The following is a 22,124-nucleotide window of genomic DNA, read 5'->3' on the forward strand; positions in this document are numbered from 1 at the left end:
GAAGACTTTATGAATATTCTTGATGATTTAAAACTGCAATACAAACTTGGCGGCATCGCCATGCGTGTTATTTATTGGAATGTTGCTTGTTTTTTAATTTCTTTGGTTTTTTATAAGTTTTCAATTGGTCAGTTTGATTTTCCAAATTGGCTGGCATTATCGTCAGATCCTCAGGTTTTTATGTTTAAACCTTGGACGTTTTTAACTTATGCTTTTTTCCATTTTGGGTTTATGCATTTGTTGTTTAATATGCTGGTTTTAAACTTTGCTAGTAATTTATTCCTGACGTTCTTTTCTCAAAAGCAATATTTAGGTCTGTATATTTTAGGAGCTATATTTTCAGGAATTATATTTGCCTTAAGTTATTATATTTTAGGAAATTCGGCTTTAATAGTTGGTGCTTCTGCAGCAATTATGGCGATTTTAGTAGCCGCGACAACCTATCAGCCTTTAATGAATGTTAGATTGCTGTTTTTTGGAAACGTTAAACTCTGGCATATTACAGGCGTAATTTTGCTTTTAGATTTAATGCAGCTGCGCCTTGAAAATATGGGCGGACATATTTCGCATTTAGCTGGAGCATTTTTCGGATTTATATTTATAAAACTGCTTCAAAATGGTACTGATTTAAGTATCATTGTTTCTAAAGTGTTAGACTTTTTTGCTAATCTCTTTAGAAAATCCTCAACGACCCCATTTACAAAAGTTCATAAAAATTACAAAAAACCTACGGAAAAAGTGACATCAAGAATTGTTACGAAAGACAAAACGCAACAGCAGATTGATGAAATTTTGGATAAAATCAGCCAGTCGGGTTATGATTGTCTGACAAAAGAAGAAAAAGAGTTTCTATTTAGAGCTGGAAAATAATCCTTTTAGCAAATAATATGAAAAACCTTTCGTGGTTTAATAAAATAATGTTCTTTTTGAATATAGTGCTGACTGTGCTCACATTTAGCGTCTATGTTTTGCCATTTCTCGCACCTAAGAGCTTTCCGCTTTTATCGGTGCTTACGCTGTTTATGCCCGCTTTTTTTGTTGCCAATGGATTTTTCTTCGTCTATTGGGCAATTCAGTTTAAAAAACGTCTTATTTTGTCTGGTTTGGTTTTGTTGATGGGAATTACATTTATTAGTAAATTCTACAAATTCTCGGCAAAAGAATATGTAAAAGATGAAAGAGATTTTTCGGTGATGAGTTATAATGTCCGCCTGTTTAATGTTTTTAAGTGGCTGGATCGTGACGATATTCCTGAGAATATTAAAACTTTTATTGATGATAAAGATCCTGATATTTTGTGTATTCAGGAATATTCAAACTCTGCTCATTTGGATTTGAAAGTATATCCACACCGCTATATTTTTATCGATGGAAATCAGATAAAAACAGGGCAGGCTATTTTTTCAAAATTCCCAATTATTGATCAAGGAAATATCGTTTTTCCTAAATCGGATAATAATGTGGTTTATGCTGATATTAAGCGCGGAAAAGATATTATTCGTGTTTATAATATGCACTTGCAGTCTATTAAAATATCTCCAGATGTAAGTAAGATTTCGGATAATATTGATAACGTAAACCAGAAGAAATCACAACGTATTTATGCCAGAATCAGTAAAGGATTTACGCAGCAGCAAGAACAAGCTGAAATCTTTAAAGAGCACATAAAAAAGTGTAAATACCCTATTATTATTTGCGGGGATATGAATAACAGTCCGTTTTCATACGTTTACCGAAATATTAAAGGGAAATTGAAAGATGCGTTTGAAGAAGCCGGAGAAGGCTTTGGAGCGACTTATAAATTTAAATATTATCCTGCACGAATCGACTATATTTTTACCGATACTAAAATGAAAGTAAAACAGTTCGAAAGTTTTTCTGATTTCGAAAATTCAGATCATTACCCTATAATGACCCGACTTTCGATCGACCAATTTTAGATTATTTTCTGAGTTTTTAAATAATCCATTGCAAATTTTCCTTCGTTAAAAAGTAAATCCAAAACACTTAAATTATTGATGAATCCATGTTTGTCATCAAAAACCTGAGTGTATTTTTCGAAAGAATTAATGTCTTTTTTTCCATTCGCCAAATTTCTAAAATCAGAAATGTTTACTGCATCCATGAAGTATTCAGTTGTTATATTGAATTCTAATTTCATTCTCAAACATTTACTCATAATATCCAGAACTTCCATATTTAAATCCATTAAAAAAGTATGTTTCTTTTCGAAAATTGGTCGAATATCATCTTCGAAAAACTCAAAGAAAGGCGAGCTTCTGTAACCTGCTTCTAAAGATTTAAAATGTTGTTTTTGCCAGTCAAATTCATTTTCAATCAAAACGTCTTTCGTTTTTTGATGTGCAGTTTTAGAATGCTTAACAGGAATATTTAATAACTGAATACCGTTGGGGCTATAAATATAAGTACGGTTTCTGTTGGTTTGTTTCTGAAAATTATCTTCCATTTCAAAAGTAATATTTTCAGATTGAGCCATAACTGCAAAGTGGCTTATCGATGGAAAATAGGTAGGAAGTATTAAAGAGTTCATTTTTGACTTTTGTTTAATCGGTAAATCGTTTAATCGTCCTTTTTGAGAAACGATTAAACGATTTGCCAGTTTAACGAATTAACGTTTTTTATGCTTTATTTTCTTTTCTTTTTCTCCAGAAGAAATCTCCAACGAAATAAAGAGCAAGTAAAATTAAGAAATATTTGAAATAGGATTGTGGCTGTCCTTCGCCGTCAACAGTTGTGAAAACTCTGCTCCAACGAATTTTGTTGATTCCTTTTCCGTTTGTATCCCAGCTTAACCAGATAAATACAGGTTTTCCAACAATATGATTTTCTGGAACATAACCCCAATAACGGCTATCTTCAGAGTTATGACGGTTGTCTCCCATCATCCAGTAATAGTTTTGTTTGAAGGTATAGCTGTTAGTTTGTTTTCCATTAATTATAAAATGAGCACCATCAATTTGCAAAGTGTTGCCTTCATAGTTTGTGATGATGTCTTTGTAATATGGCAAAGATTCATTTGTCAATGCTACGGTTTTTCCGGCTTCAGGAATATAAATAGGTCCCATGTTATCCTGGTTCCCCTTATTGATGTGCGGATAAATTGCATTATCGTTTCCTTTGTCAATTTTTCTGATCACTGCAGTTACGCCCGGAGTGTTTCTAAATCTTTCTGCTCCAGCTTCTGTTAAAGCTCCTAAAACTAACGTATCTCTTTTTTCTTCATTTTTAAAATAACCGCCGTCAGTGATGTCTAGTTCTTTTACCAAAGATTGTAAATCAACTGGAGTTTTTCCGTCAAATGCGATTGTATAAGAATATTGTGGTTTTGCGCGTTCAGGAAGAATTAATTTCTTGCCATTGATAAACACATAACCATCTCTAATTGATAAACTGTCTCCAGGAATGCCAACACATCTTTTTACGTAATTTGATCTTTTATCGATTGGTTTTATAACACCTGGCTGTCCTTTTTTCTCATAAAAGTAATGCACGGTATCAGCAGGCCAGTTAAAAACAACAATATCTGTTCGTTTTATTTTCTCGAATGCAGGTAGTCTGAAGTAAGGCAATTGTGGCCATTTCAAATACGATTTGTTTTTTGTCATTGGTATCGAATCGTGAACCATTGGCAAAGCAACTGTTGTCATTGGAACTCTCGGACCATAATTTAATTTGCTGACAAACAAAAAGTCACCAATCAACAATGATTTTTCAAGAGATGATGTTGGAATCGTATACGGCTGAACTACATAAGTGTGTACTAATGTTGCAACGATTATGGCAAAAAGCAATGAACTCACAGTATCTGCAGTTTTGCTTTTTGGAGTTAAATCGCGATTTGCATTATATTCTAATTTCTGCGTATAGTTTACATAGTAGATATAAAATCCTAAAGTAAAAATTCCCAGAATGGTATCTAGAGTTGATCTTTTTCCAAAAGTTCTCAAGGTCTCAACCCAAACAACAGGAAACATAATTAGGTTGATAATTGGAATAAAAAGCAATATTGTCCACCAAGTTGGACGGCTGATTATTTTCATTAAAACAATTGAATTGTAAACAGGAACTGCAGCTTCCCAGCTTTTTCTTCCTGCTGCCTGATACAATTTCCATGTTCCAATAAAATGAATTACCTGAACAGCAAGGAAAAATACAAACCAAAGATATAGCGTCATAATATTTTTGTTTAAAGGTTGAAGTTTAAGATTGCCTTATTTGAAATCTTAAGCCTTAAATCAGTTTTATTTTAGATTTAATACGTCTTTCATGGTATAAATGCCTGCTTTTCCAGCTAACCATTCAGCAGCAATAACAGCTCCAAGAGCAAATCCTTCGCGATTGTGAGCAGTATGTTTAATTTCGATGCTGTCAATTGCTGAGTCGTAATTTACGGTGTGAGTACCAGGAACTTCGCCAATTCTTTTAGCTTCGATATGAATTTGACTGTTTTTTGCTTCTTCTAAAGTCCACTCAGAATAATTGCTGTTTTCAATAACACCTTTTGCAAGAGAAATTGCAGTTCCGCTTGGAGCATCTAGTTTGTGAATGTGGTGAATTTCTTCCATTGAAACTTTATAAGAATCAAATTGTGCCATGATTTTGGCTAAATATTCATTTAATTCAAAGAAAATATTTACGCCCAGACTGAAATTAGAGCTTGAAATAAAACCTCCTTTTTTCTCATTGCAAAGCGCAATCATTTCGTCATAATGTTCCAGCCATCCAGTTGTTCCAGAAACTACAGGAACATTAGCATGAAAACAGTTTGAGATATTGTCAACAGCAGCAGTTGGAACACTAAAGTCAATAGCAACATCGGCTGTCGAAAGTCCTTCGTATGTGTTAAATTCGTCTTTTTTTAAAACAATTTCATGGCCTCTTTCTAAAGCAATTCGTTCAATTACTTTACCCATTTTGCCATATCCTAAAAGAGCAATTTTCATTTTGTATATTTTTTAAAATTTCAAATAACTTTTGAGGCTATTTAAAAGTGTAATTAAGAGTTAGTCCAACGTTTGGTTTAAATGTTACATCGCTCGGATAAATTTCTGGACGCATTGATAATCTTTCGTTTACGTTAAATTGAATCAAGGCAGCATCAACATTTGCGTCTATAATATTTAAGACATAAAAGCCAACTACAAAAAATGCAGATAAATCTCGGTTTCGCTGATAAAATTTTTGACCAGCAATAAGTCGGCTGTCATCTAGAAATTGATACTTGTCATCATTATAACCTTCTAGTCTGCGTTTATAAGCGTCGCGATAATCGTGGTATTTTTTGTTGTTGTCGATGTAGAAATAAAGACTGGTTCCGATTGCTCCATAAACGAGGGGAATTTTCCAGTATTTTTTGTTGTATGCTTGGCCTAAACCAGGTAAAATTGCAGAATAAAAAGCAGCTTTTGCTGGTGTAAGCGGGTCTATTTCTTCCAATTTGGTAGTGTCTTTAGCGACTAAAACCGCATCTGATTTTGCTTGGGCAAAAATAGAAGCGGTTCCTATGAGAAAGAACAATAAACTTATGGGGACAATCTTATTCACTATCCATTAATTAATTTTATAATTCTATTAAAATCGGCCTCAGAATTAAACGGAATTGTGATTTTTCCTTTTCCATTGCCAGCGACTTTAATATCAACTTTCGAACCAAAATAATCGTTGAAAGTATTTTTTTGTGTTTCTCTAACCACAAATGAAGATTCAGCTTTTGGCTTTCCTTCTTCTTTAGGTTTCAAACTTTCGTGATAATTTTTAACTAAAGTTTCGGTTTCACGAACAGAAAGATTTTGACTTACAATTTTTTGATAAATATCAGTTTGAACGTCTAAATCTTCAATATTGATAATTGCTCTTCCATGTCCCATGCTGATAAAACCATCTCGAATTCCAGTCTGGATAATCGGATCTAATTTTAAAAGACGTAAATAGTTGGCAATTGTAGAACGTTTTTTCCCAACGCGATCACTCATTTGTTCCTGTGTTAATTGAATTTCATCAATTAAACGCTGATACGAAAGTGCAATCTCAATTGGATCTAAATCATGACGCTGAATATTCTCTACTAACGCCATTACTAATGATTCATTGTCATTAGCAATACGAATGTATGCAGGAACATGAGTTAAGCCAACTAAAGTTGAAGCACGCAAACGACGTTCTCCAGAAATTAATTGGTATTTATTAAAGTCTAATTTTCGAACAGTAATAGGCTGAATTACGCCAAGTTCTTTGATAGAAGTGGCTAATTCACGTAATGATTCTTCATTAAAATTGCTTCTAGGCTGAAACGGATTTATTTCGATAGCACTTATTTCAAGCTCAATAATATTTCCAACAACTTTATCAGCATTTTTATCGTCTACTGATTTAATGTCGTTTTCGGGATCTTTTAATAATGCTGATAATCCTCTTCCTAAGGCTTGTTTTTTAATTGCTTTTGTCATAAAAACTATTTGCTGTTTTTCTTTATAATTTCTTGCGCTAAATTAATATAGTTTACGGCTCCTTTACTTGTTGCATCATAATTAATGATACTTTCTCCAAAACTTGGCGCCTCACTTAATTTCACATTTCGCTGAATAACAGTTTCAAAAACCATATCGTTAAAGTGTTTTTGAACCTCTTCAACAACCTGATTTGATAAACGTAATCTAGAATCGTACATGGTCAGTAATAATCCTTCGATATCAAGATCTGGGTTGTGTATTTTTTGAATACTCTTAATAGTATTTAAAAGTTTTCCTAATCCTTCAAGAGCAAAATACTCACACTGAATAGGAATAACTACAGAATCTGCTGCTGTTAAAGCATTCAAGGTTAACAAGCCTAGAGATGGTGCGCAGTCGATAATGATAAAATCATATTCTTCTTTTGCTTCCTCTAATGCTTTTTTAAGCATATACTCGCGGTTTTCTTTGTCAACCAATTCAATTTCGATAGCAACAAGGTCAATGTGAGCAGGTATCACGTCAACATTTGGAGCTGTACATTTTAAAATGGCTTCTTTTGGTGTTACAGTATGCTCAAGAATTTGATAAGTTCCAACTTCAACTGATTCTACATCAATTCCAAGACCAGATGTGGCATTGGCTTGAGGATCAGCGTCGATCAATAATACTTTTTTCTCTAAAACACCTAATGAGGCCGCAAGATTTACTGATGTAGTAGTCTTTCCAACGCCTCCTTTTTGATTAGCAATAGCAATGATTTTGCCCATTTATTTTCTGAATTTTGAACCGTAAAAATACAATTATTTATGGTTTTTGAAAATCTATTTTGTTAACATTTAAGAAACGTCGTTTATTCGTGGTTTCATGGGTCTTCTGGACAAAATATTTTCAGTTATAAGTAGAATTACCTGTTGAAATTTGACCAATTTAGTTGATGTTGCGGCTGTAAAAAGTCAGGAATCTAATTTTCCTTCAAGAAAAGGCCTTCTTTTAAAATTTCGATGGGACCACAAACGAAAAGCAGTTTTTCTATTACAAGGAATTCCCATCATTTAAAATCTTTATTTTCTAATTTTATTGACTATCGGAATCTCTTAGAAACGAATGAAAATATTGCAGACGGCTTATTTATGCTGAGAAACCTTGACTTTGTATAGTTTTTGATAAGAAAATTGGGAGTAAGAATGGACTTTTAGGTTAAAGATTATCGCTATTTTGGGTTCTCTAAAAACTACGATTATTACAAACTATTAAACCACAAAAATGAACATTCTTAAGAGTAAAAAAGTGATTTCGGTATTTACAGCATTTGTGTTTATGCTGATTCTATGCAGTTTTGTTTCACCTGATTCATCTAATGAAAAAGTACAGGAGAAAAAGACAGAAACTAAAATTGTGTATGACAAAAAGAAACATGACATGACCTTATCATGGTCCGCTTTTGGTTCTTCCGGAAATTATATAATTACAAGAGGAGGAAGCCGTCTGGCATCAGATTTTGTACAGGTGGGATCAACTTCCAAATTAACATTTACGGATAATAAGCCAAATGTTGATAAATATGAGAATTATTATAAAGTTACCCGTAACGATATTTCGATAATAATTTCGCTTGAAAATCAGATTTTTGGTGATAATATGTATTTCTACGATAGAAAACATGAAAAAGCTGAAACGGCGCGAAATGAAATTAATTCGCAATTTGCTGCTATTGGTTTAGGCGGCGCAAATGGCGAGTGGACAACAAAGCGTCAAGCTTATTATTTTAAAGCCAATGTTAATGGTCAAACTTATGATGTTGGCGGATCTGGTTCTGCATCTTCGGCGGAAGCCAATTCAATAGAATTAGGATTTTATTCTCATATTGGAGGTTTGGGCAAAGTGCCGTCAGATGTTAAATTGGGTGCTATATTTACCAGGCCTCATTTGTCTGGAGGTGCAAATGCTACTTGTACATTTTGGCGTTCTGTAGAAAATGTCGAAGTAATGCGTGATTTTTCTTGGACCGTTTCTCAGTCAACCAGCGCAAGAAGATTGCTGATAGAAAGCACTTCAAAATATATTTCAGATATTGGAAATACAAACTTTTGGGGCAGTGGCGGCTTTATTGCTGATACTCATTATACATCTTCAAGGCCAAATTGGGCCGGACAACAGCAATGGTACACGAGAAATACTGTTTTTCCTTCGGGTTCAGGAACGATGGGCGGTTCTTATAATATGGTTTGGCAAGGCTGTGTCAATCCTCCGCAAGCAGATGATAAAAATGCGCCAGTTCCGACGACGCCTATTATAAGAGAAAAACCTTTTTTGTTTATTGATAAAGATGGTGAATACAAAGTATTTGTTCCAGCATGGCAAAAGGATAGAGTAGGAGTTTCTTGGTCATCGACAGATATGGGTAAGGGTAAAACTCAAGATTTGCTTACGGATTGGTATGTTACTAAAGAAGGTGATACTGATGCTGAAATCAATACTGCGCTAAAAGCGGGTAAAAATATATTTTTCACTCCAGGACATTATTCATTGAATGCTCCTATTCAGGTGAATAGAAAAGATGCAATACTTTTGGGTGCCGGAATCGCTTCGGTAACATTAGAGCCTACCGAAAAAAATACTTGGGGCTGTATTTATGCTGATGATAAGGACGGAATTATCATTGCCGGACTTCTTATGGATTCATTTAATAGTACAACATATCAGGTTAGAATTGGAAATGAAGGAGCAAAAGTCGATCATTCGGCAGATCCTATTTTGTTAACAGATATCACTTGTCGAGTAGGCGGGGTTCAGTCAAAAAATATTCAGATACAGGTTTCGATGCAAATAAACAGCAACAATGTGGTTGGTGATCATTTCTGGCTGTGGCGTGCTGATCATGGTTCACAGAAAGGCGGAGCTGCACGCTGGGTAAGAGACAGATGTAAAAACGGACTTATTGTTACAGGTAATGATGTGACACTTTATGGTTTATTTGTTGAGCACTTTCAAGAATATGAGGTGTTATGGCTTGGAGAACGCGGCAGAACGTATTTCTTTCAAAATGAACCACCATACGATGCTCCAAATCAAGCAAGCTGGAGTAGTCAAGGTGGCAAAGTTGATGGTTATGCTGCGTTCAAAGTTGCGAATACTGTAAAAGAACATCATAGTATAGGAATGGGTTCTTATGCAGTTTTGACAGGAACTGACGGTAACGTAAATAAGAAAAATGGTTTTGAAATCCCTAACAGCCCAAACGTGACATTAGAAAAAATGTGTACAACTCGTTTTGCAGGTTCAGGAAATATTCAAAATGTTATTAATAGTACTGGCGAAAGCACAGCAACAGGTGTAAAACGTGTGGCATTATATAATAATGGATCAGGTACACAGCCTTTCGATGAAGAATTTAATTTGCCAAGTAATGAATCGTATCCTGTTTATATTAAAATGGAGAAATAAATAAAAAGTAAATAATTTTGAAATTAGAACCTCTGGAGATCGATTGAACTTCAGAGGTTTTTTTAATATAGCCCGCGGTTTCAACCACGGGCTATGTTTGTCAATTGGGACGCTGTAATCGTTCTGTTTTAAGATTTTGTATTTCAGTTTATTGCAAAAAAAAAGTCTTTTCAAGTAAATGAAAAGACTTTTGTCGGGGTGGCAGGATTCGAACCTGCGGTCTTCCCGCTTTAAAGCGGGACGCAATAACCGGACTACGCTACAATTGATACTCAAAATCTATGTCTTGAAGATGTCTTTTTGCACCTCGTTTTTTTATTTTAGTTTCTAAAGTCACCGCTTCAGATCTTGAATTTAGTTGAATTGTATAAATGATTTTCCATGGCGCGCCATTTTTTGTAGATAATGATTGTCCGCTATTGTGTCGTCTAAGTCTGTTATCAATGTCATTTGTTTGACCGATATAGAACTTTTCTTTTGTAGTGCTGTAAAGAATGTAAACGAAAAACATAAACTGCAAATTTTAAGAAATGAAAAAAGCCGAACATTTCTGTTCGGCTTTTGTCGGGGTGGCAGGATTCGAACCTGCGGCCTCCTGCTCCCAAAGCAGGCGCGATAACCGGGCTACGCTACACCCCGTAGCATTTGCTTATTGTTCATTACTGTGGTCTTCCCGCCTAGAGCGGGACACGATAACCGGGCTACGCTACACCCCGAAGATGTATTTGTGGTACTGCCCGAAAGCGGATGCAAAGATATAAATAAATTTGATTTGCAAAAGGAAAAAATGAAAATAAATAAAACTTATTTGAACATAGTTATTTCGGATTTATTTTCGTCTGTATTTTTTATAATAAAGTTTACATTTGCATCACAAAAAAACGATACACATTATGTCAGATACAATCGAAAAAATTAAATGCCTTATTATAGGTTCTGGTCCTGCGGGTTATACTGCAGCAATTTATGCAGCCAGAGCAAACATGAATCCGGTTTTATATCAAGGAATGCAGCCTGGCGGTCAATTGACTACTACAAATGAAGTAGAAAATTTTCCAGGTTATGTTGATGGTGTTACTGGACCAGAAATGATGATTCAGTTACAAGATCAAGCAAAACGTTTTGGTGCTGATATTCGTGATGGCTGGGCTACAAAAGTTGATTTTTCAGGAGATATTCATAAAGTTTGGATTAACGATTCAATCGAATTGCATTGCGAAACTGTTATTATTTCGACAGGAGCAACGGCGAAATATTTAGGATTACCATCAGAACAGCATTATTTAAATATGGGCGGAGGAGTTTCTGCTTGTGCAGTTTGCGACGGATTCTTTTACCGTAACCAAGAAGTTGTGATTGTTGGAGCAGGAGATTCTGCTTGTGAAGAAGCACATTACTTATCTAAACTTTGTAAAAAAGTGACGATGTTAGTAAGAAGCGAAAAATTCAGAGCTTCTAAAATCATGGAAGAACGTGTTCGCAAAACAGAGAATATCGAAATTTTAATGAATCACGATACTGTTGAAGTTGTTGGTGACAATCAAGTAGTTCATGCAATTAAAGCATTAAACAAAACTACTGGGGAAGTTATCGAAATTCCTGCAACTGGATTTTTCGTAGCAATTGGTCACAAACCAAATACAGATATTTTTAAAGATTACATCACTCTTGATGAAACAGGATATATTATAAACACTCCGGGAACATCTAATACAAATGTTGCAGGTGTTTTCGTAGCCGGAGATGCTGCGGACCACGTATACCGTCAGGCAATTACTGCTGCAGGTACAGGATGTATGGCGGCGCTTGATGCTGAAAGATATTTAGCTTCTAAAGAGTAAAAATTTTGTTTCAGGTTTCAGGTTTTCTTTGTTTCAAGTTTCCTGTAATCTGTAAAGCGACAATAAAAAATCCCGGTCTAAATTTAGATCGGGATTTTTTTATAATGAATGTTCCTAATTTCAACTTGAAACCTGAAACAAAGAAAACTTGAAACAAAAATTATTTTATCTTCTTAATCAATTTTGCTTCTTCAGAAAAGCGTGTCAATTGTATTGTTGGGTTTCCTAATAAAGAAAGTTCCGATTTGTCGCTCGCAGCAATTGAAATTGTTGTTTCGGCTAAAATACTTCCAACAGAATAGCTTTCAGCAGTAACATTCGCATCTTTCATCGTAAATTTTGTTCCGGTGAAAACCGAATTATTATCTAAACGAATAGTCGTTTTTTCAGCAATTCCTTCAATTGCAGCATTTGATTTTTGGTACAAATCACATTTGAATTTGATTGCAGAAACTAATGATTTCAGTCCAGCATTTTTACTTAATTGAATCGAAGCTTCATCTGCTTTCAGATTTATTTCAGATCTGGATTTGTCGTCAGCAATTAAACTGAATTTTTTTGCATTTACGTTCAAAAATAATTTTGAATAATCAAGACTGTTAAAAGTAATATCGTCTAATTTTAGTTCCTGAATGGCATAAATAATAGCTTCATTTTTTACAATTACTTTATTTAAAGTTCCGGTGTAAGTAACACGAACAGAAAGTTTTTTGAAAATTGTACTTTCTTTTGAAGTGTATAAACGAAGCGTTCTATCTCTTAAATCCATTGCAACAATGTCATGCAGATTATCATCGGCTTCAATTTTAATTTCGTTTTTTTCACCTCGTTCCAAGTAAACTTCTAAATTGTCATCTACTTCAAGACCGTCAAAACTTCCAACTTCTTTAATTGATGTTGTAACGATTTTAGTTCCTTTAATTTTTTCTCTTCTTTGTGCAAAAGTTAATGTTGTAACTAACAGTAATAAGATCAGGGCAGTATTTTTTTTCATTAATTCTTGATTTGATTTGGACAAATATAAAAAAATCATCCACTTTTGGTGAATGATTTCCTTTATATTTAACAGATAAAGTATTATTTATCCCTGACTGATACTTCCTCCAGAATTTGAAGTTTTTTCAATAGTCTTTGGAGTTGAATCATAGTTAATGCTTCCTCCGCTAGATGCTTCTGCTTTCAGGCTTACAATCGGGTGCACATTTACGCTTCCTCCGCTTGATGCTTCTGCATGAACTTCGTTTGCTAATAATTTTTGAGCATTAATATTAGAACCGCTTGAAGCCGATGTTCTGATTTTTAAAGCTTTACCTTCTACAGATATAGTGCTTCCGCTTCCAGAATCTGCCGTAATATTGTCAGATTCTACATTTACACTCATTGTTGCAGCGCTCGATGTTTCCAAGTCAATATCTTGTGCCTGAATTACATTTTTGCTTTGAACAGATGCTGCGCTCGAAGCTTCAATTTTATCGATAACAGGCATTTTTACGGTAACTTTTTTAGTTGTAACATTTCTGAAAGAACTGAATTTACAGCTAATTACAAGTGTTCCGTTTTCAACTTTTGTGATGATATCTTTTTGTAAATTATCATCAGCTTCAACTACAATTTCAGTTGAATCAGATTGTACGATTACTAAATCAATCGCATTGCTTACAGATACTTTTTTGAAATCTCCCTGAACAATTCTTTTTTCAGTGGTTACATGTCCGCTTCCTTCAACTGTATTCAAATTAAAGTTGCAAGAAGCAAATAATAATGCGGTAACAGTTGCAATAATAAATTTTGTAATATGAATGATTATTTTGATCATGGCTTAGTTGATTTTAATTATAACTCCGTTTTTATCAGTGGTTAGCTTTCCGTTGGTTTTTTTTCCGTTTAAAACTTCTTTTCCGTTAATTTTAATCGAAACTTCCTTTACAGTGTCATTTTCAATAGTAGAATCTTCACTACTATTATCTCCATCATTATATTCGTTTTCATCTGCAGGGCAGTTTAAACATTTTATTTTTGAACCTTCTACTTTATAGTTGTAATCACCGCTAAAGTGTAAGTTGAAAAAATCATTTTCAGAATCATCGTAATCTTGTACTGATGCATCTGGCTTAAATAATTGCCCTTCTGGCAAGTACAAATATACATCAACTTCCTGTCCTCTGAATTTATTTTTTACATCTGTCAGAAAATAATTATCTAAAATTAAATGATTCTTATTAATCTGAATGCCATAATTGATTTTTTCGGCTCTTTTCTTTGCGCTTGAAAACGAATTCCCTCTTGCACTTTTTTCAATTTGTAAGTAAGGAGAAGCGTTATCAGTGTACAAAACGTGTAAACGAACATCATTAGAATAAATCAAGTTGTTGTTTGCAGAATCTTGTACGAATGTAAATTCGTGATGATGATTCAAATCTTTTGCGTAATAATCATTGTATCTGAATTTTACATAAAGAGTATCTTTTGCTGTAATGTTCAATGACTTTTTTTCAACTGTTTTATTGTCATAAGATATTTCAGTTGCTTGTTTGATTCCAATGCTGATTGCAATTGCAATAGCAATAATCCAGATGGCAAGCAAAGTGTATTTTGTAATGTTTCCGATTGATTTTAAATTCGGAGACAACAATTTAAATCCTAACAAAGTCAAGAAGAAAAATGGAATTCCAACTGCAAAAAGCATCAATAAACCGAAAGACCAAATAGGATATTCTGTAAAGTTTCCTGCTTCAACAAAGTTTTGCCAAGGGAAATCAATAAAAACATTTGTTCCTAAAGTAAATACTCCAATTAATAATAATATAAGAGTAGAGATTCCCGCCATGATTAGAATTACACCTAAAAATTTAGCAAAGATTTTAAAAACCGTCATGACAAAGTCTCCAAATGAACTACTTATTCTCTCAGCTCCCGACTTTACCTGGTTTCCCATTTTGTCATAATCTGCGTTTTTGAATTTGTCAGATAATGAATCAATTTCTTCACGCACTTTTTTTTCGATGTTTGAAATCGTTACAGGTTCGCCTGTCATTTCTAGTTTCTCTGAAGTTGTTACCGCTTCAGGAGTTACAATCCAAAGAACAAAATATGCTAAGATTCCAGTTCCAAAACCAGCGAAAACAAATATTAAGAATATGATTTTGATCCAAACGGCATCAATTCCAAAATAATGTCCTAAACCAGTTGCTACACCGCCAATCATACCTTTTTCTTTGTCACGGTATAATTTTTTATGCTGTCTTGCACCGTAGTTGTTGAAAGATTGATTTTGGTTTTCTTCGTCTTCAATTCGGTAATCTTCTGGCTGTCCCATAACCGCAATCACTTCGTCAACGTCTTTTAAGCCAACAACATGTTTTTCGCTTTTTTGTTTTTCTGTTAATAATTCAGAAACACGCATTTCGATATCTTTAATGATTTCATCTTGTCCAGACGAATTGTTTAGTGATCGTTTTATAGCGTCAAAATAGCGTGTCAATTTTAAATATGCATCTTCATCGATGTGAAAAAACATACCGCCTAAGTTAATATTTACTGTTTTGTTCATGACTTATTGATTTTGATTGGTGATTAGTTTTACGGCGTCAGATAATTCTGTCCAAGTGCCGCTAAGTTCGTTTAAAAAAGTTTGTCCTATCTCGGTTAATCCATAATATTTTCGTGGTGGCCCTGAGGTCGATTCTTCCCAGCGATAATTTAGCAAACCGTCGTTTTTCAATCTGGTTAAGAGCGGATAAACAGTGCCCTCAACAACTAATAATTTTGCGTTTTTTAAAGTGTCTAATATTTCAGATGTATATGCGTCTTTTTCTTTTAATACGGATAAGATGCAAAACTCAAGAACACCTTTGCGCATCTGTGCTTTTGTGTTTTCAATGTTCATAATTTCATTTTGTTTTTTTTAGATTGAACAATTCGTTTTTTGATTGATGATGATTGCTTCGCCAATTCGAGCAAAGCTCTCGGGTGATTGATGATTGATTTGTGCTATAATCTTTTAACCTTTTTAAGGATTACTTTATAAAAGGAATCGTTAGCGGATATTTATATAATTCTCCGTTTGAAGCTTTTATAGAAGCATAAATCACTAAAAAGAATTCAACAAATTTTAAAACTCCAAAAAGTAGAACAGCTGTTGCACCAATACTCAATAAGGCAATGTTTCCTTGAAAATTAAAATTTCTGATGTAGAAATCGTGATGATCAAAAACAGCTTCCAACGGTATGTTCTGTAAAACTACTGACACAAAAATTGGAATTGCAATTAAGGCTAAAACCAAAGTGTAAAGCAATAAACTCAATTGAAAATTCAATGTCTGTTTTCCGTGGTGATTTACAAATTCTGATTTGTCTTTGTAACTCGACCAGATGATGATCGGGAAAATGTAATTCCCAAAAGGAATAATGTACTGGCTTAATGTACTTAAATGCGTGAACGCTGCCGTGTTTCTTTCTGATGTTGTTTCCATGATGAGTGGTGTTGTTGTTTCCATGATTAAAAGTATATAGTAATTTCTTATGCAAATATATGGCTAAAAGACAGTATCTTGTTTTGCATAGTACCAAATATTAACAAAATTTTAACAAAGTTGAAATTTTAATATGGGGTTTAAGTGTGCAAAAATCATTCGTAACACCTTGTTTTATTGGAGCTTTATGAAAGTATCGCAAATTTATTGTGCGCGCATAGTTTTTTTGTATTTTTACTAAAAAAATATATCACATGGCAGTTTCAGTTTCCAAACTCAATAAATTTGTATTATTCAAATTACCATCAGCGTACATTTGCGGTGTTCGTGTTAAAGCTATTGACAAAGACAGTTGCATTGTTTCTGTCAAACATCGCTGGATAAATCAGAATCCGTTTAGCTCTATGTATTTTGCTGTACAGGCAATGGCTGCAGAATTGACTACAGGAGCTTTAGTTATTTCTCAGATTCAAGAAAGCGGTCGAAAAATCTCAATGTTGGTTGCGAACAATAAAGGTAACTTTACTAAAAAAGCAACTGGCAGAATCACATTTGTATGTAACGATGGGCATTTGATCGCCGAAGCTATTCAAAGAACTATCGAAACAGGTGAGGGGCAGACTTTCTGGATGAAATCAATTGGAACAAATGAAGAAGGTGTTCAAGTCTCTGAAATGGATTTTGAATGGAGCGTTAGATTGAAATAAATTATTATTTACACCATATTTTAAATGACCTGTATAGTACAGGTCATTTTTTTTTTTGCTTTTTTGAATGTTATTTTAGCAATGAATTGTTATTCAGTGAGTTTTGTCCTTTTTTGTTCTTTTTCTGAGCTTTTTCTTTCGTAAATTTATTAACTAATAATTATTAGGAAGAAAGAGTTTGTTCATTTCGTCTTAATTTAATAGTAATAATTTTACTTAAAATTAAGTTTGTGTTTGCATTTGCCTAAAAAATAAGAAGATATGGATGATAAAAAACAAGTATTTCAAACAGCCACTCAAAAACGCTGGAAAACTTTTCAATGGTCAAGCCGACTTATTTTGTTTGTTCTCATTTTAATGGTTCCAATTTTCTTTATCACTTTGAAAAGAGGATTAAAACCTGCATTACCGCTTTTGACAGCTAATTCACAAACTGGAAAAAGTCTGGTAAATCCAATTACACCTAAAGATTTAAGCGACAAAGAACTCAAAAAATTTAAAGGATTTGATTATTTCTTAAGAGCCAAAACTAAAATAGAGAAATTAAAAAATCAGCCAATTGTTGCAAAAACAGCTACAGAGGTCAGAGCGGCTTTTTATGTTGACTGGGATCCGCAAAGTTTGTTTTCGCTTCAAAAAAATATAGACAAACTCAATACGGTAGTGCCAGAATGGTTTTTTATTGACCCGAAAACCGATTTGCTTCGTACAGAAATTGATACCGCAGCTTTAAAAGTAATGAAAAAGGGAAAAGTGAAAATTCTTCCTTTAATCAATAATATAAACGAATCAGTAGGTGAAGGCGAATTTGACGGCGATCTTATTCATAGAATTCTTCATGATACAAACAAAAGGGAAAGACTTATAAATGATATCGCAAAAGCATTAAAAAAATATGATTTACAAGGAATAAATATTGATTTTGAGGAATTTAAAGAGAACAGCGACGAACCTATAATTGCTTTTCAGAAAGCATTATATGAAAAATTGCATCCATTGGGATATCTCGTTACCCAAGATATTATGGCCGGAGATGACGATTTTAACGTAAAAGCATTATCAAAATATAATGATTATATGTTTTTGATGGCCTATGATGAACATTACGCCAGTAGTGTTCCCGGAGCTGTGAGCAGTCAGAAATGGATTGAAAGAATTGTAGATAAAACCGCAAAAGAAGTTCCATCAGACAAAATTATTCTCTGTTTTGCTGGTTACGGTTACGATTGGCAGGAAAAACAGGAAGGCGAAACCATAACATACGATCAGGCAATTGCGATTGCAAAACAGCATAATGCGACCATAAAATTTGATAATAATACCTATAATAACTCTTTTAAATATACCGATAGCAATGGTAAAAAGCATGAAGTTGATTTTGAAGATGCTGCAACTAATTTTAATACGATTAGGTTTAGTGACGAATATGGCCTGGCAGGAACGGCTTTATGGCGTTTAGGAAGTGAAGATCAGCGTTTGTGGACGTATTATCATCGAAGCTTAACTAACGAAAGCATCAATAAAAAGCCTTTTGACTTTAAAGTGATGAAGCGCGTTAATACTCGAATTGAAAGTCCAGCTTATATTGGCGATGGCGAAATTTTAAATGTAATTGCTGATCCTGCGCCTGGAAAAATAGATTTAGAGATCGATAATGATGAAGACATTATTACGGAACAGAAATATGTCGAATTACCCACAAAATACGTAATCAGTAAATTTGGAAATGTACACAAACAAGTCCTTTTAACTTTTGATGACGGACCAGATCCTACTTATACACCACAAATATTAGATATTTTAAAGAGAGAAAAAGTACCGGCTGCCTTTTTTGTGATTGGTATTCAGGGAGAAAATAATATTCCGTTGCTGCAAAGAATTTATAAAGAAGGCCACGAAATAGGCAATCATACTTTTACACATCCTAATATTGCTTTGGTAAGTCCGGAAAGAGCAGCGAAGGAAATGGAAACGACACGATTATTAATTGAAGCCGTTACCGGAAAAAGTACAGTGCTTTTTAGAGCGCCTTATAATGCAGATGCTGAGCCAACAACTGAAGCTGAGCTGAAACCAATCGCCTTAAGTAAAGCGCAAAATTATTATACAGTCGGAGAAAGTATCGATCCAAATGATTGGGAAAAAGGTGTCAGTGCTGATTCTGTTTACATCAGAACCATAAAACAATATGAGGCAAATCCTGATAAAGGAATTATTTTGCTTCATGATGCAGGCGGAAACAGAGAATCGACCGTTGAAGCGCTGCCTCGAATAATTAAATATTTCAAAGATCGACATATTCAATTTACAACCGTCGCTCATTTGCTCGGCAAAACCAAAGATGAGATTATGCCCGAAGCAAAAGGACCTCTTATCTCAATTGATAATTTTATTTTTGATTTTGGATATTGGTTTGGTCATTTTATTACAGCGACATTCTGGGTTGCAATTTTCCTAGGTTTTTTGAGAATTGCGTTGATGGCTATAATGGCTTTTATAAAAAAATGGAGAGATCATAAATATCCACCGATTTATAAGTCTTCAGACGGCGTTTTTCCAAAAGTGAGCATTATTGTTCCTGCTTATAATGAAGAAATAAATGCGGTAAAAACAATCGAAAATTTATTGGGGCAAGATTATCCCGACTTTGATATTGTTTTTGTAGATGACGGATCGAAAGACAAAACTTTTGCCATGATTAATGATGCTTTCGCGGATAATCCGAAAGTGAAAGTAAATACCAAACCAAATGGAGGAAAAGCATCAGCCTTAAATTACGGAATTGCATTGACAAAAAATGACTATGTAGTTTGCATCGATGCCGACACGCAACTTAAAACCGATGCTATTTTGCAATTAATGAAAGGTTTTAGAATTCAATTGAATGATAATGCTGAAATTGGTGCGATTGCCGGAAATGTAAAAGTCGGTAATGAAAATACAATGTTGACCAAATGGCAAAGTATTGAATATACCACAGCACAAAATTTTGACCGAAGAGCTTTTGATTTAATTAACGGAATTACAGTTGTTCCCGGAGCAATTGGCGCATTTAAAAAAGAAGCAATTGAAAAAGCTGGAGGTTTTACAACCGATACTCTTGCAGAAGATTGCGATTTGACGATTCGTATTTTACGAAACGATTATCATATTATAAATTGTATAGAAGCCTTAGCGATAACAGAAGCTCCTGAAAGTTTAAAAGAATTTATGAAACAGCGTTTCCGCTGGAGTTATGGAATTATGCAGGCGTTTTGGAAAAACAGAGATGCGTGTTTTAATCCGAGATACAAAGGCTTGGGAATGGTGGCGCTTCCAAATATTCTTCTTTTTCAAATTGTATTACCAATTTTTGCGCCTTTAGCCGATTTGGTTCTTATAATAAGTCTAATCTGGAATCACAATGATCCGGACAGTCTTCATAAAATATTAATTTACTATATCGCTTTTATGCTGGTCGATATGCTGGTTAGCGTTGTTGCTTTTGTTTTTGAAAAAGAAAAACTCACTAAATTGTTTTGGTTAATTCCACAGCGATTTGTGTACAGACAATTAATGTATGTGATTTTGTTCCGAGCACTAAGAAGAGCCATAAAAGGCGAAAGCCAAAGTTGGGGAGTTCTTACAAGAACTGGAAATGTTGCAACAGTGAAATAGTTTTTTTTGCCACGAATTACACGAATTACACGAATTATCACGAATTATTTTTTTATTCCTTCATTAAAAATTTGTGCAAATTCGTGTAATTCGTGGCGAAAAATAAACCACAAAAAAAGGCCTCAAATTATTTGAGGCCTTTTTCTTGAAATTAGCATTTCAGTTATTTTTTAACACAGCAAGATTTTTTGTCTGTTGAAGTTTTTTTACAGCAAGATTCTTTTTTTGCTTTTTCTTTTTTAGGTGCAGTATCTTGAGCGTTTACGCCAATTGTAAATAAAGCAACAGTAATGATTGTAACTACTTTTGTCATTTTGATTTAATTTATTTTTTGTTAGAGAATTGTAATTGGTGAATCAAATATAGCAACATTTCTTAAGGTTTATTCTTACAATTTAGTTAATGTTTTGATAATAATGTGTGAGTAAAAATTAAGCAATCCACGCGTCTTCTATTTTATCAATAACCCATTTATCTTTTGCTTTTTTAATATAAATTCTATAACCATAACCGCACATTCCACCACATTCAATTCCTGCAGTGAGAACGCCATATTTTTTTTCATCATCAAATTGAATTCTGCTAAAACTAATTACCCCGCGTATAGAATAACAACATTCATTATAAAATTTTCTGTCATTTCCGCGTGGTATTCTAGGAACATAATGAAGATGAAACGCTTGATAGGAATCCAGTTTTTTTCTGTTAAACTTATAATCAAGAGTATCTAAAGTATCTTTTTCTGATAGTACAGCATCTTTGAAGTGCTCTAGAAGTTCTTTAGAATTGTCTCTTGCAACTGCTTTATCTAATAAAACAAGATCAACAGGAAAATTCTTTTTTTTAAATTCTGCTAAATCTTGATTAAATTGTTTTTTGTAATCCTTTTTTCGTTGAATTTTATATTCTAGAGTATCCTTTATTTGTGGCGGTGGCGGCGGTACAAAACCCTCTAATGCATTTACCCAAACCGAATCAATAAGAGCTGGATAAACTTCATACATTACATTTTTCTCAAATTGTAAATCAGCTTCTTTATTATTACAGCCTGTTAAGATTATTCCAGAAATAAAAAGCAGTGCAAAGTAGATTTTTCTCATGTTTTATTGGAAAAAATTATCATCAATTTTGATATTTAGAGATTTCATAATTATACCTTTGTAGTTGTCTTTCAATAAACTATTCATCGCTTCTTGGGATTTGTAAATAATCGTATAATTATCGTTTTCAATTTCAATGCTTTTGATTGATTTTGTAATTTCTGCTATATTTTCATCATTCCATCGCCCTCTTCCAAAAAAAATATAGCCTTCTTTCTCTTCTGGATTATGGGGAATTAAATTAAAAACAATTGAATCTCCTTTTTTCATCTCATCAAACGTATCATTTTTAACTTCCGAATTTATAATAAGTTTTACTTTGACATTGCTTTCACCTTTATTCGTAAAACGAATACCTTGTGAAGGATCACAGCTTATTAAGAGAAAGGAAGTTAGAAATAGTAATAAGAAATTTATTTTTTTCATTTTT

21 protein-coding genes and 1 tRNA gene are annotated in these 22,124 nt (G+C 33.7%); 6 read left to right on the plus strand and 16 right to left on the minus strand.

Annotated features, from left to right (window positions below; all coding sequences use genetic code 11):
* Positions 1-9: 9 nt before the first annotated feature.
* Together GKZ88_RS16560 and GKZ88_RS16565 are read left to right on the plus strand one after the other, a co-directional pair.
* Complete coding sequence (locus tag GKZ88_RS16560) at positions 10-870, plus strand: rhomboid family intramembrane serine protease (RefSeq protein WP_155103465.1); 861 nt, start codon at positions 10-12, stop codon at positions 868-870.
* Between the two features lie 17 nt (positions 871-887).
* Entirely contained in the window at positions 888-1,940 is a 1,053-nt protein-coding gene (locus tag GKZ88_RS16565) for an endonuclease/exonuclease/phosphatase family protein (protein ID WP_196216490.1), read from the plus strand.
* On the opposite strand, the gene GKZ88_RS16570 is transcribed toward GKZ88_RS16565, so the two are convergent.
* The 6 genes from GKZ88_RS16570 to GKZ88_RS16595 all read right to left on the minus strand — a co-directional run bounded on the left by GKZ88_RS16570 (position 1,937) and on the right by GKZ88_RS16595 (position 7,240).
* Positions 1,937-2,551 carry a WbqC family protein gene (locus GKZ88_RS16570; protein ID WP_155103466.1) on the minus strand — a complete coding sequence of 205 codons (615 nt, stop codon included), beginning with the start codon at positions 2,549-2,551 and terminating at the stop codon, positions 1,937-1,939. The genes GKZ88_RS16565 and GKZ88_RS16570 overlap by 4 nt on opposite strands.
* A gap of 88 nt (positions 2,552-2,639) precedes the next feature.
* Positions 2,640-4,196: a signal peptidase I gene (lepB, locus tag GKZ88_RS16575; RefSeq protein WP_155103467.1), complete on the minus strand. Its 1,557-nt coding sequence runs from the start codon at positions 4,194-4,196 to the stop codon at positions 2,640-2,642.
* A 66-nt stretch (positions 4,197-4,262) separates the two neighbouring features.
* Positions 4,263-4,964, minus strand: coding sequence for a 4-hydroxy-tetrahydrodipicolinate reductase (gene dapB / locus GKZ88_RS16580; RefSeq protein ID WP_155103468.1), 702 nt, complete (start codon positions 4,962-4,964; stop codon positions 4,263-4,265).
* Positions 4,965-5,001: 37 nt separating this feature from the next.
* Positions 5,002-5,565, minus strand: coding sequence for a DUF5683 domain-containing protein (locus GKZ88_RS16585; RefSeq protein ID WP_347343891.1), 564 nt, complete (start codon positions 5,563-5,565; stop codon positions 5,002-5,004).
* Positions 5,565-6,467, minus strand: a complete 903-nt coding sequence (locus tag GKZ88_RS16590) for a ParB/RepB/Spo0J family partition protein (protein ID WP_155103469.1) — start codon at positions 6,465-6,467, stop codon at positions 5,565-5,567. Before GKZ88_RS16590 ends, GKZ88_RS16585 begins: the two co-directional genes overlap by 1 nt.
* Before the next feature lie 5 nt (positions 6,468-6,472).
* Complete coding sequence (locus GKZ88_RS16595; protein ID WP_133525366.1) at positions 6,473-7,240, minus strand: AAA family ATPase; 768 nt, start codon at positions 7,238-7,240, stop codon at positions 6,473-6,475.
* Between the two features lie 496 nt (positions 7,241-7,736).
* Here GKZ88_RS16595 and GKZ88_RS16600 point away from each other — a divergent pair, with 496 nt between their 5' ends.
* A complete protein-coding gene (locus GKZ88_RS16600) occupies positions 7,737-9,917 on the plus strand; it encodes a hypothetical protein (RefSeq protein ID WP_155103470.1) in 2,181 nt (726 codons plus the stop codon).
* A gap of 259 nt (positions 9,918-10,176) precedes the next feature.
* Here GKZ88_RS16600 and GKZ88_RS16605 read toward each other — a convergent pair whose 3' ends face one another.
* Positions 10,177-10,428 (minus strand): GIY-YIG nuclease family protein, encoded by a 252-nt coding sequence (locus tag GKZ88_RS16605; protein ID WP_155103471.1) that lies wholly within the window; start codon positions 10,426-10,428, stop codon positions 10,177-10,179.
* A 53-nt stretch (positions 10,429-10,481) separates the two neighbouring features.
* Positions 10,482-10,556: transfer RNA gene (locus GKZ88_RS16610), tRNA-Pro, on the minus strand.
* A 254-nt stretch (positions 10,557-10,810) separates the two neighbouring features.
* Here GKZ88_RS16610 and trxB point away from each other — a divergent pair.
* Positions 10,811-11,758 carry a thioredoxin-disulfide reductase gene (gene trxB, locus GKZ88_RS16615; RefSeq protein WP_155103472.1) on the plus strand — a complete coding sequence of 316 codons (948 nt, stop codon included), beginning with the start codon at positions 10,811-10,813 and terminating at the stop codon, positions 11,756-11,758.
* Between the two features lie 160 nt (positions 11,759-11,918).
* On the opposite strand, the gene GKZ88_RS16620 is transcribed toward trxB, so the two are convergent.
* The 5 genes from GKZ88_RS16620 to GKZ88_RS16640 form a co-directional block, all read right to left on the minus strand.
* Positions 11,919-12,752 (minus strand): DUF2807 domain-containing protein, encoded by an 834-nt coding sequence (locus GKZ88_RS16620; protein ID WP_230392540.1) that lies wholly within the window; start codon positions 12,750-12,752, stop codon positions 11,919-11,921.
* Positions 12,753-12,839: 87 nt separating this feature from the next.
* A complete protein-coding gene (locus GKZ88_RS16625; protein WP_155103474.1) occupies positions 12,840-13,574 on the minus strand; it encodes a head GIN domain-containing protein in 735 nt (244 codons plus the stop codon).
* A gap of 3 nt (positions 13,575-13,577) precedes the next feature.
* A complete protein-coding gene (locus GKZ88_RS16630; RefSeq protein ID WP_155103475.1) occupies positions 13,578-15,308 on the minus strand; it encodes a PspC domain-containing protein in 1,731 nt (576 codons plus the stop codon).
* Between the two features lie 3 nt (positions 15,309-15,311).
* Positions 15,312-15,644 carry a PadR family transcriptional regulator gene (locus GKZ88_RS16635; RefSeq protein WP_017498072.1) on the minus strand — a complete coding sequence of 111 codons (333 nt, stop codon included), beginning with the start codon at positions 15,642-15,644 and terminating at the stop codon, positions 15,312-15,314.
* Between the two features lie 130 nt (positions 15,645-15,774).
* Positions 15,775-16,254, minus strand: a complete 480-nt coding sequence (locus tag GKZ88_RS16640) for a DUF4870 domain-containing protein (protein WP_155103476.1) — start codon at positions 16,252-16,254, stop codon at positions 15,775-15,777.
* A 230-nt stretch (positions 16,255-16,484) separates the two neighbouring features.
* On the opposite strand from GKZ88_RS16640, the gene GKZ88_RS16645 reads away from it, so the two are divergent.
* Both GKZ88_RS16645 and GKZ88_RS16650 read left to right on the plus strand, forming a co-directional pair.
* Positions 16,485-16,937, plus strand: a complete 453-nt coding sequence (locus GKZ88_RS16645) for a DUF4442 domain-containing protein (RefSeq protein ID WP_155103477.1) — start codon at positions 16,485-16,487, stop codon at positions 16,935-16,937.
* A gap of 261 nt (positions 16,938-17,198) precedes the next feature.
* On the plus strand, positions 17,199-20,594 hold the full coding sequence (locus GKZ88_RS16650; RefSeq protein ID WP_155103478.1) for a polysaccharide deacetylase family protein: 3,396 nt from the start codon (positions 17,199-17,201) through the stop codon (positions 20,592-20,594).
* 163 nt (positions 20,595-20,757) lie between these two features.
* Here GKZ88_RS16650 and GKZ88_RS16655 read toward each other — a convergent pair whose 3' ends face one another.
* The 3 genes from GKZ88_RS16655 to GKZ88_RS16665 all read right to left on the minus strand — a co-directional run bounded on the left by GKZ88_RS16655 (position 20,758) and on the right by GKZ88_RS16665 (position 22,120).
* Positions 20,758-20,907: a hypothetical protein gene (locus GKZ88_RS16655; RefSeq protein WP_155103479.1), complete on the minus strand. Its 150-nt coding sequence runs from the start codon at positions 20,905-20,907 to the stop codon at positions 20,758-20,760.
* 118 nt (positions 20,908-21,025) lie between these two features.
* Positions 21,026-21,694 carry a hypothetical protein gene (locus GKZ88_RS16660; protein ID WP_155103480.1) on the minus strand — a complete coding sequence of 223 codons (669 nt, stop codon included), beginning with the start codon at positions 21,692-21,694 and terminating at the stop codon, positions 21,026-21,028.
* A 3-nt stretch (positions 21,695-21,697) separates the two neighbouring features.
* On the minus strand, positions 21,698-22,120 hold the full coding sequence (locus tag GKZ88_RS16665; protein WP_155103481.1) for a hypothetical protein: 423 nt from the start codon (positions 22,118-22,120) through the stop codon (positions 21,698-21,700).
* Between the last annotated feature and the right edge of the window lie 4 nt (positions 22,121-22,124).

The sequence above is a fragment of the Flavobacterium sp. LC2016-01 genome (assembly GCF_009711135.1).
Classification (GTDB): Bacteria; Bacteroidota; Bacteroidia; order Flavobacteriales; family Flavobacteriaceae; genus Flavobacterium.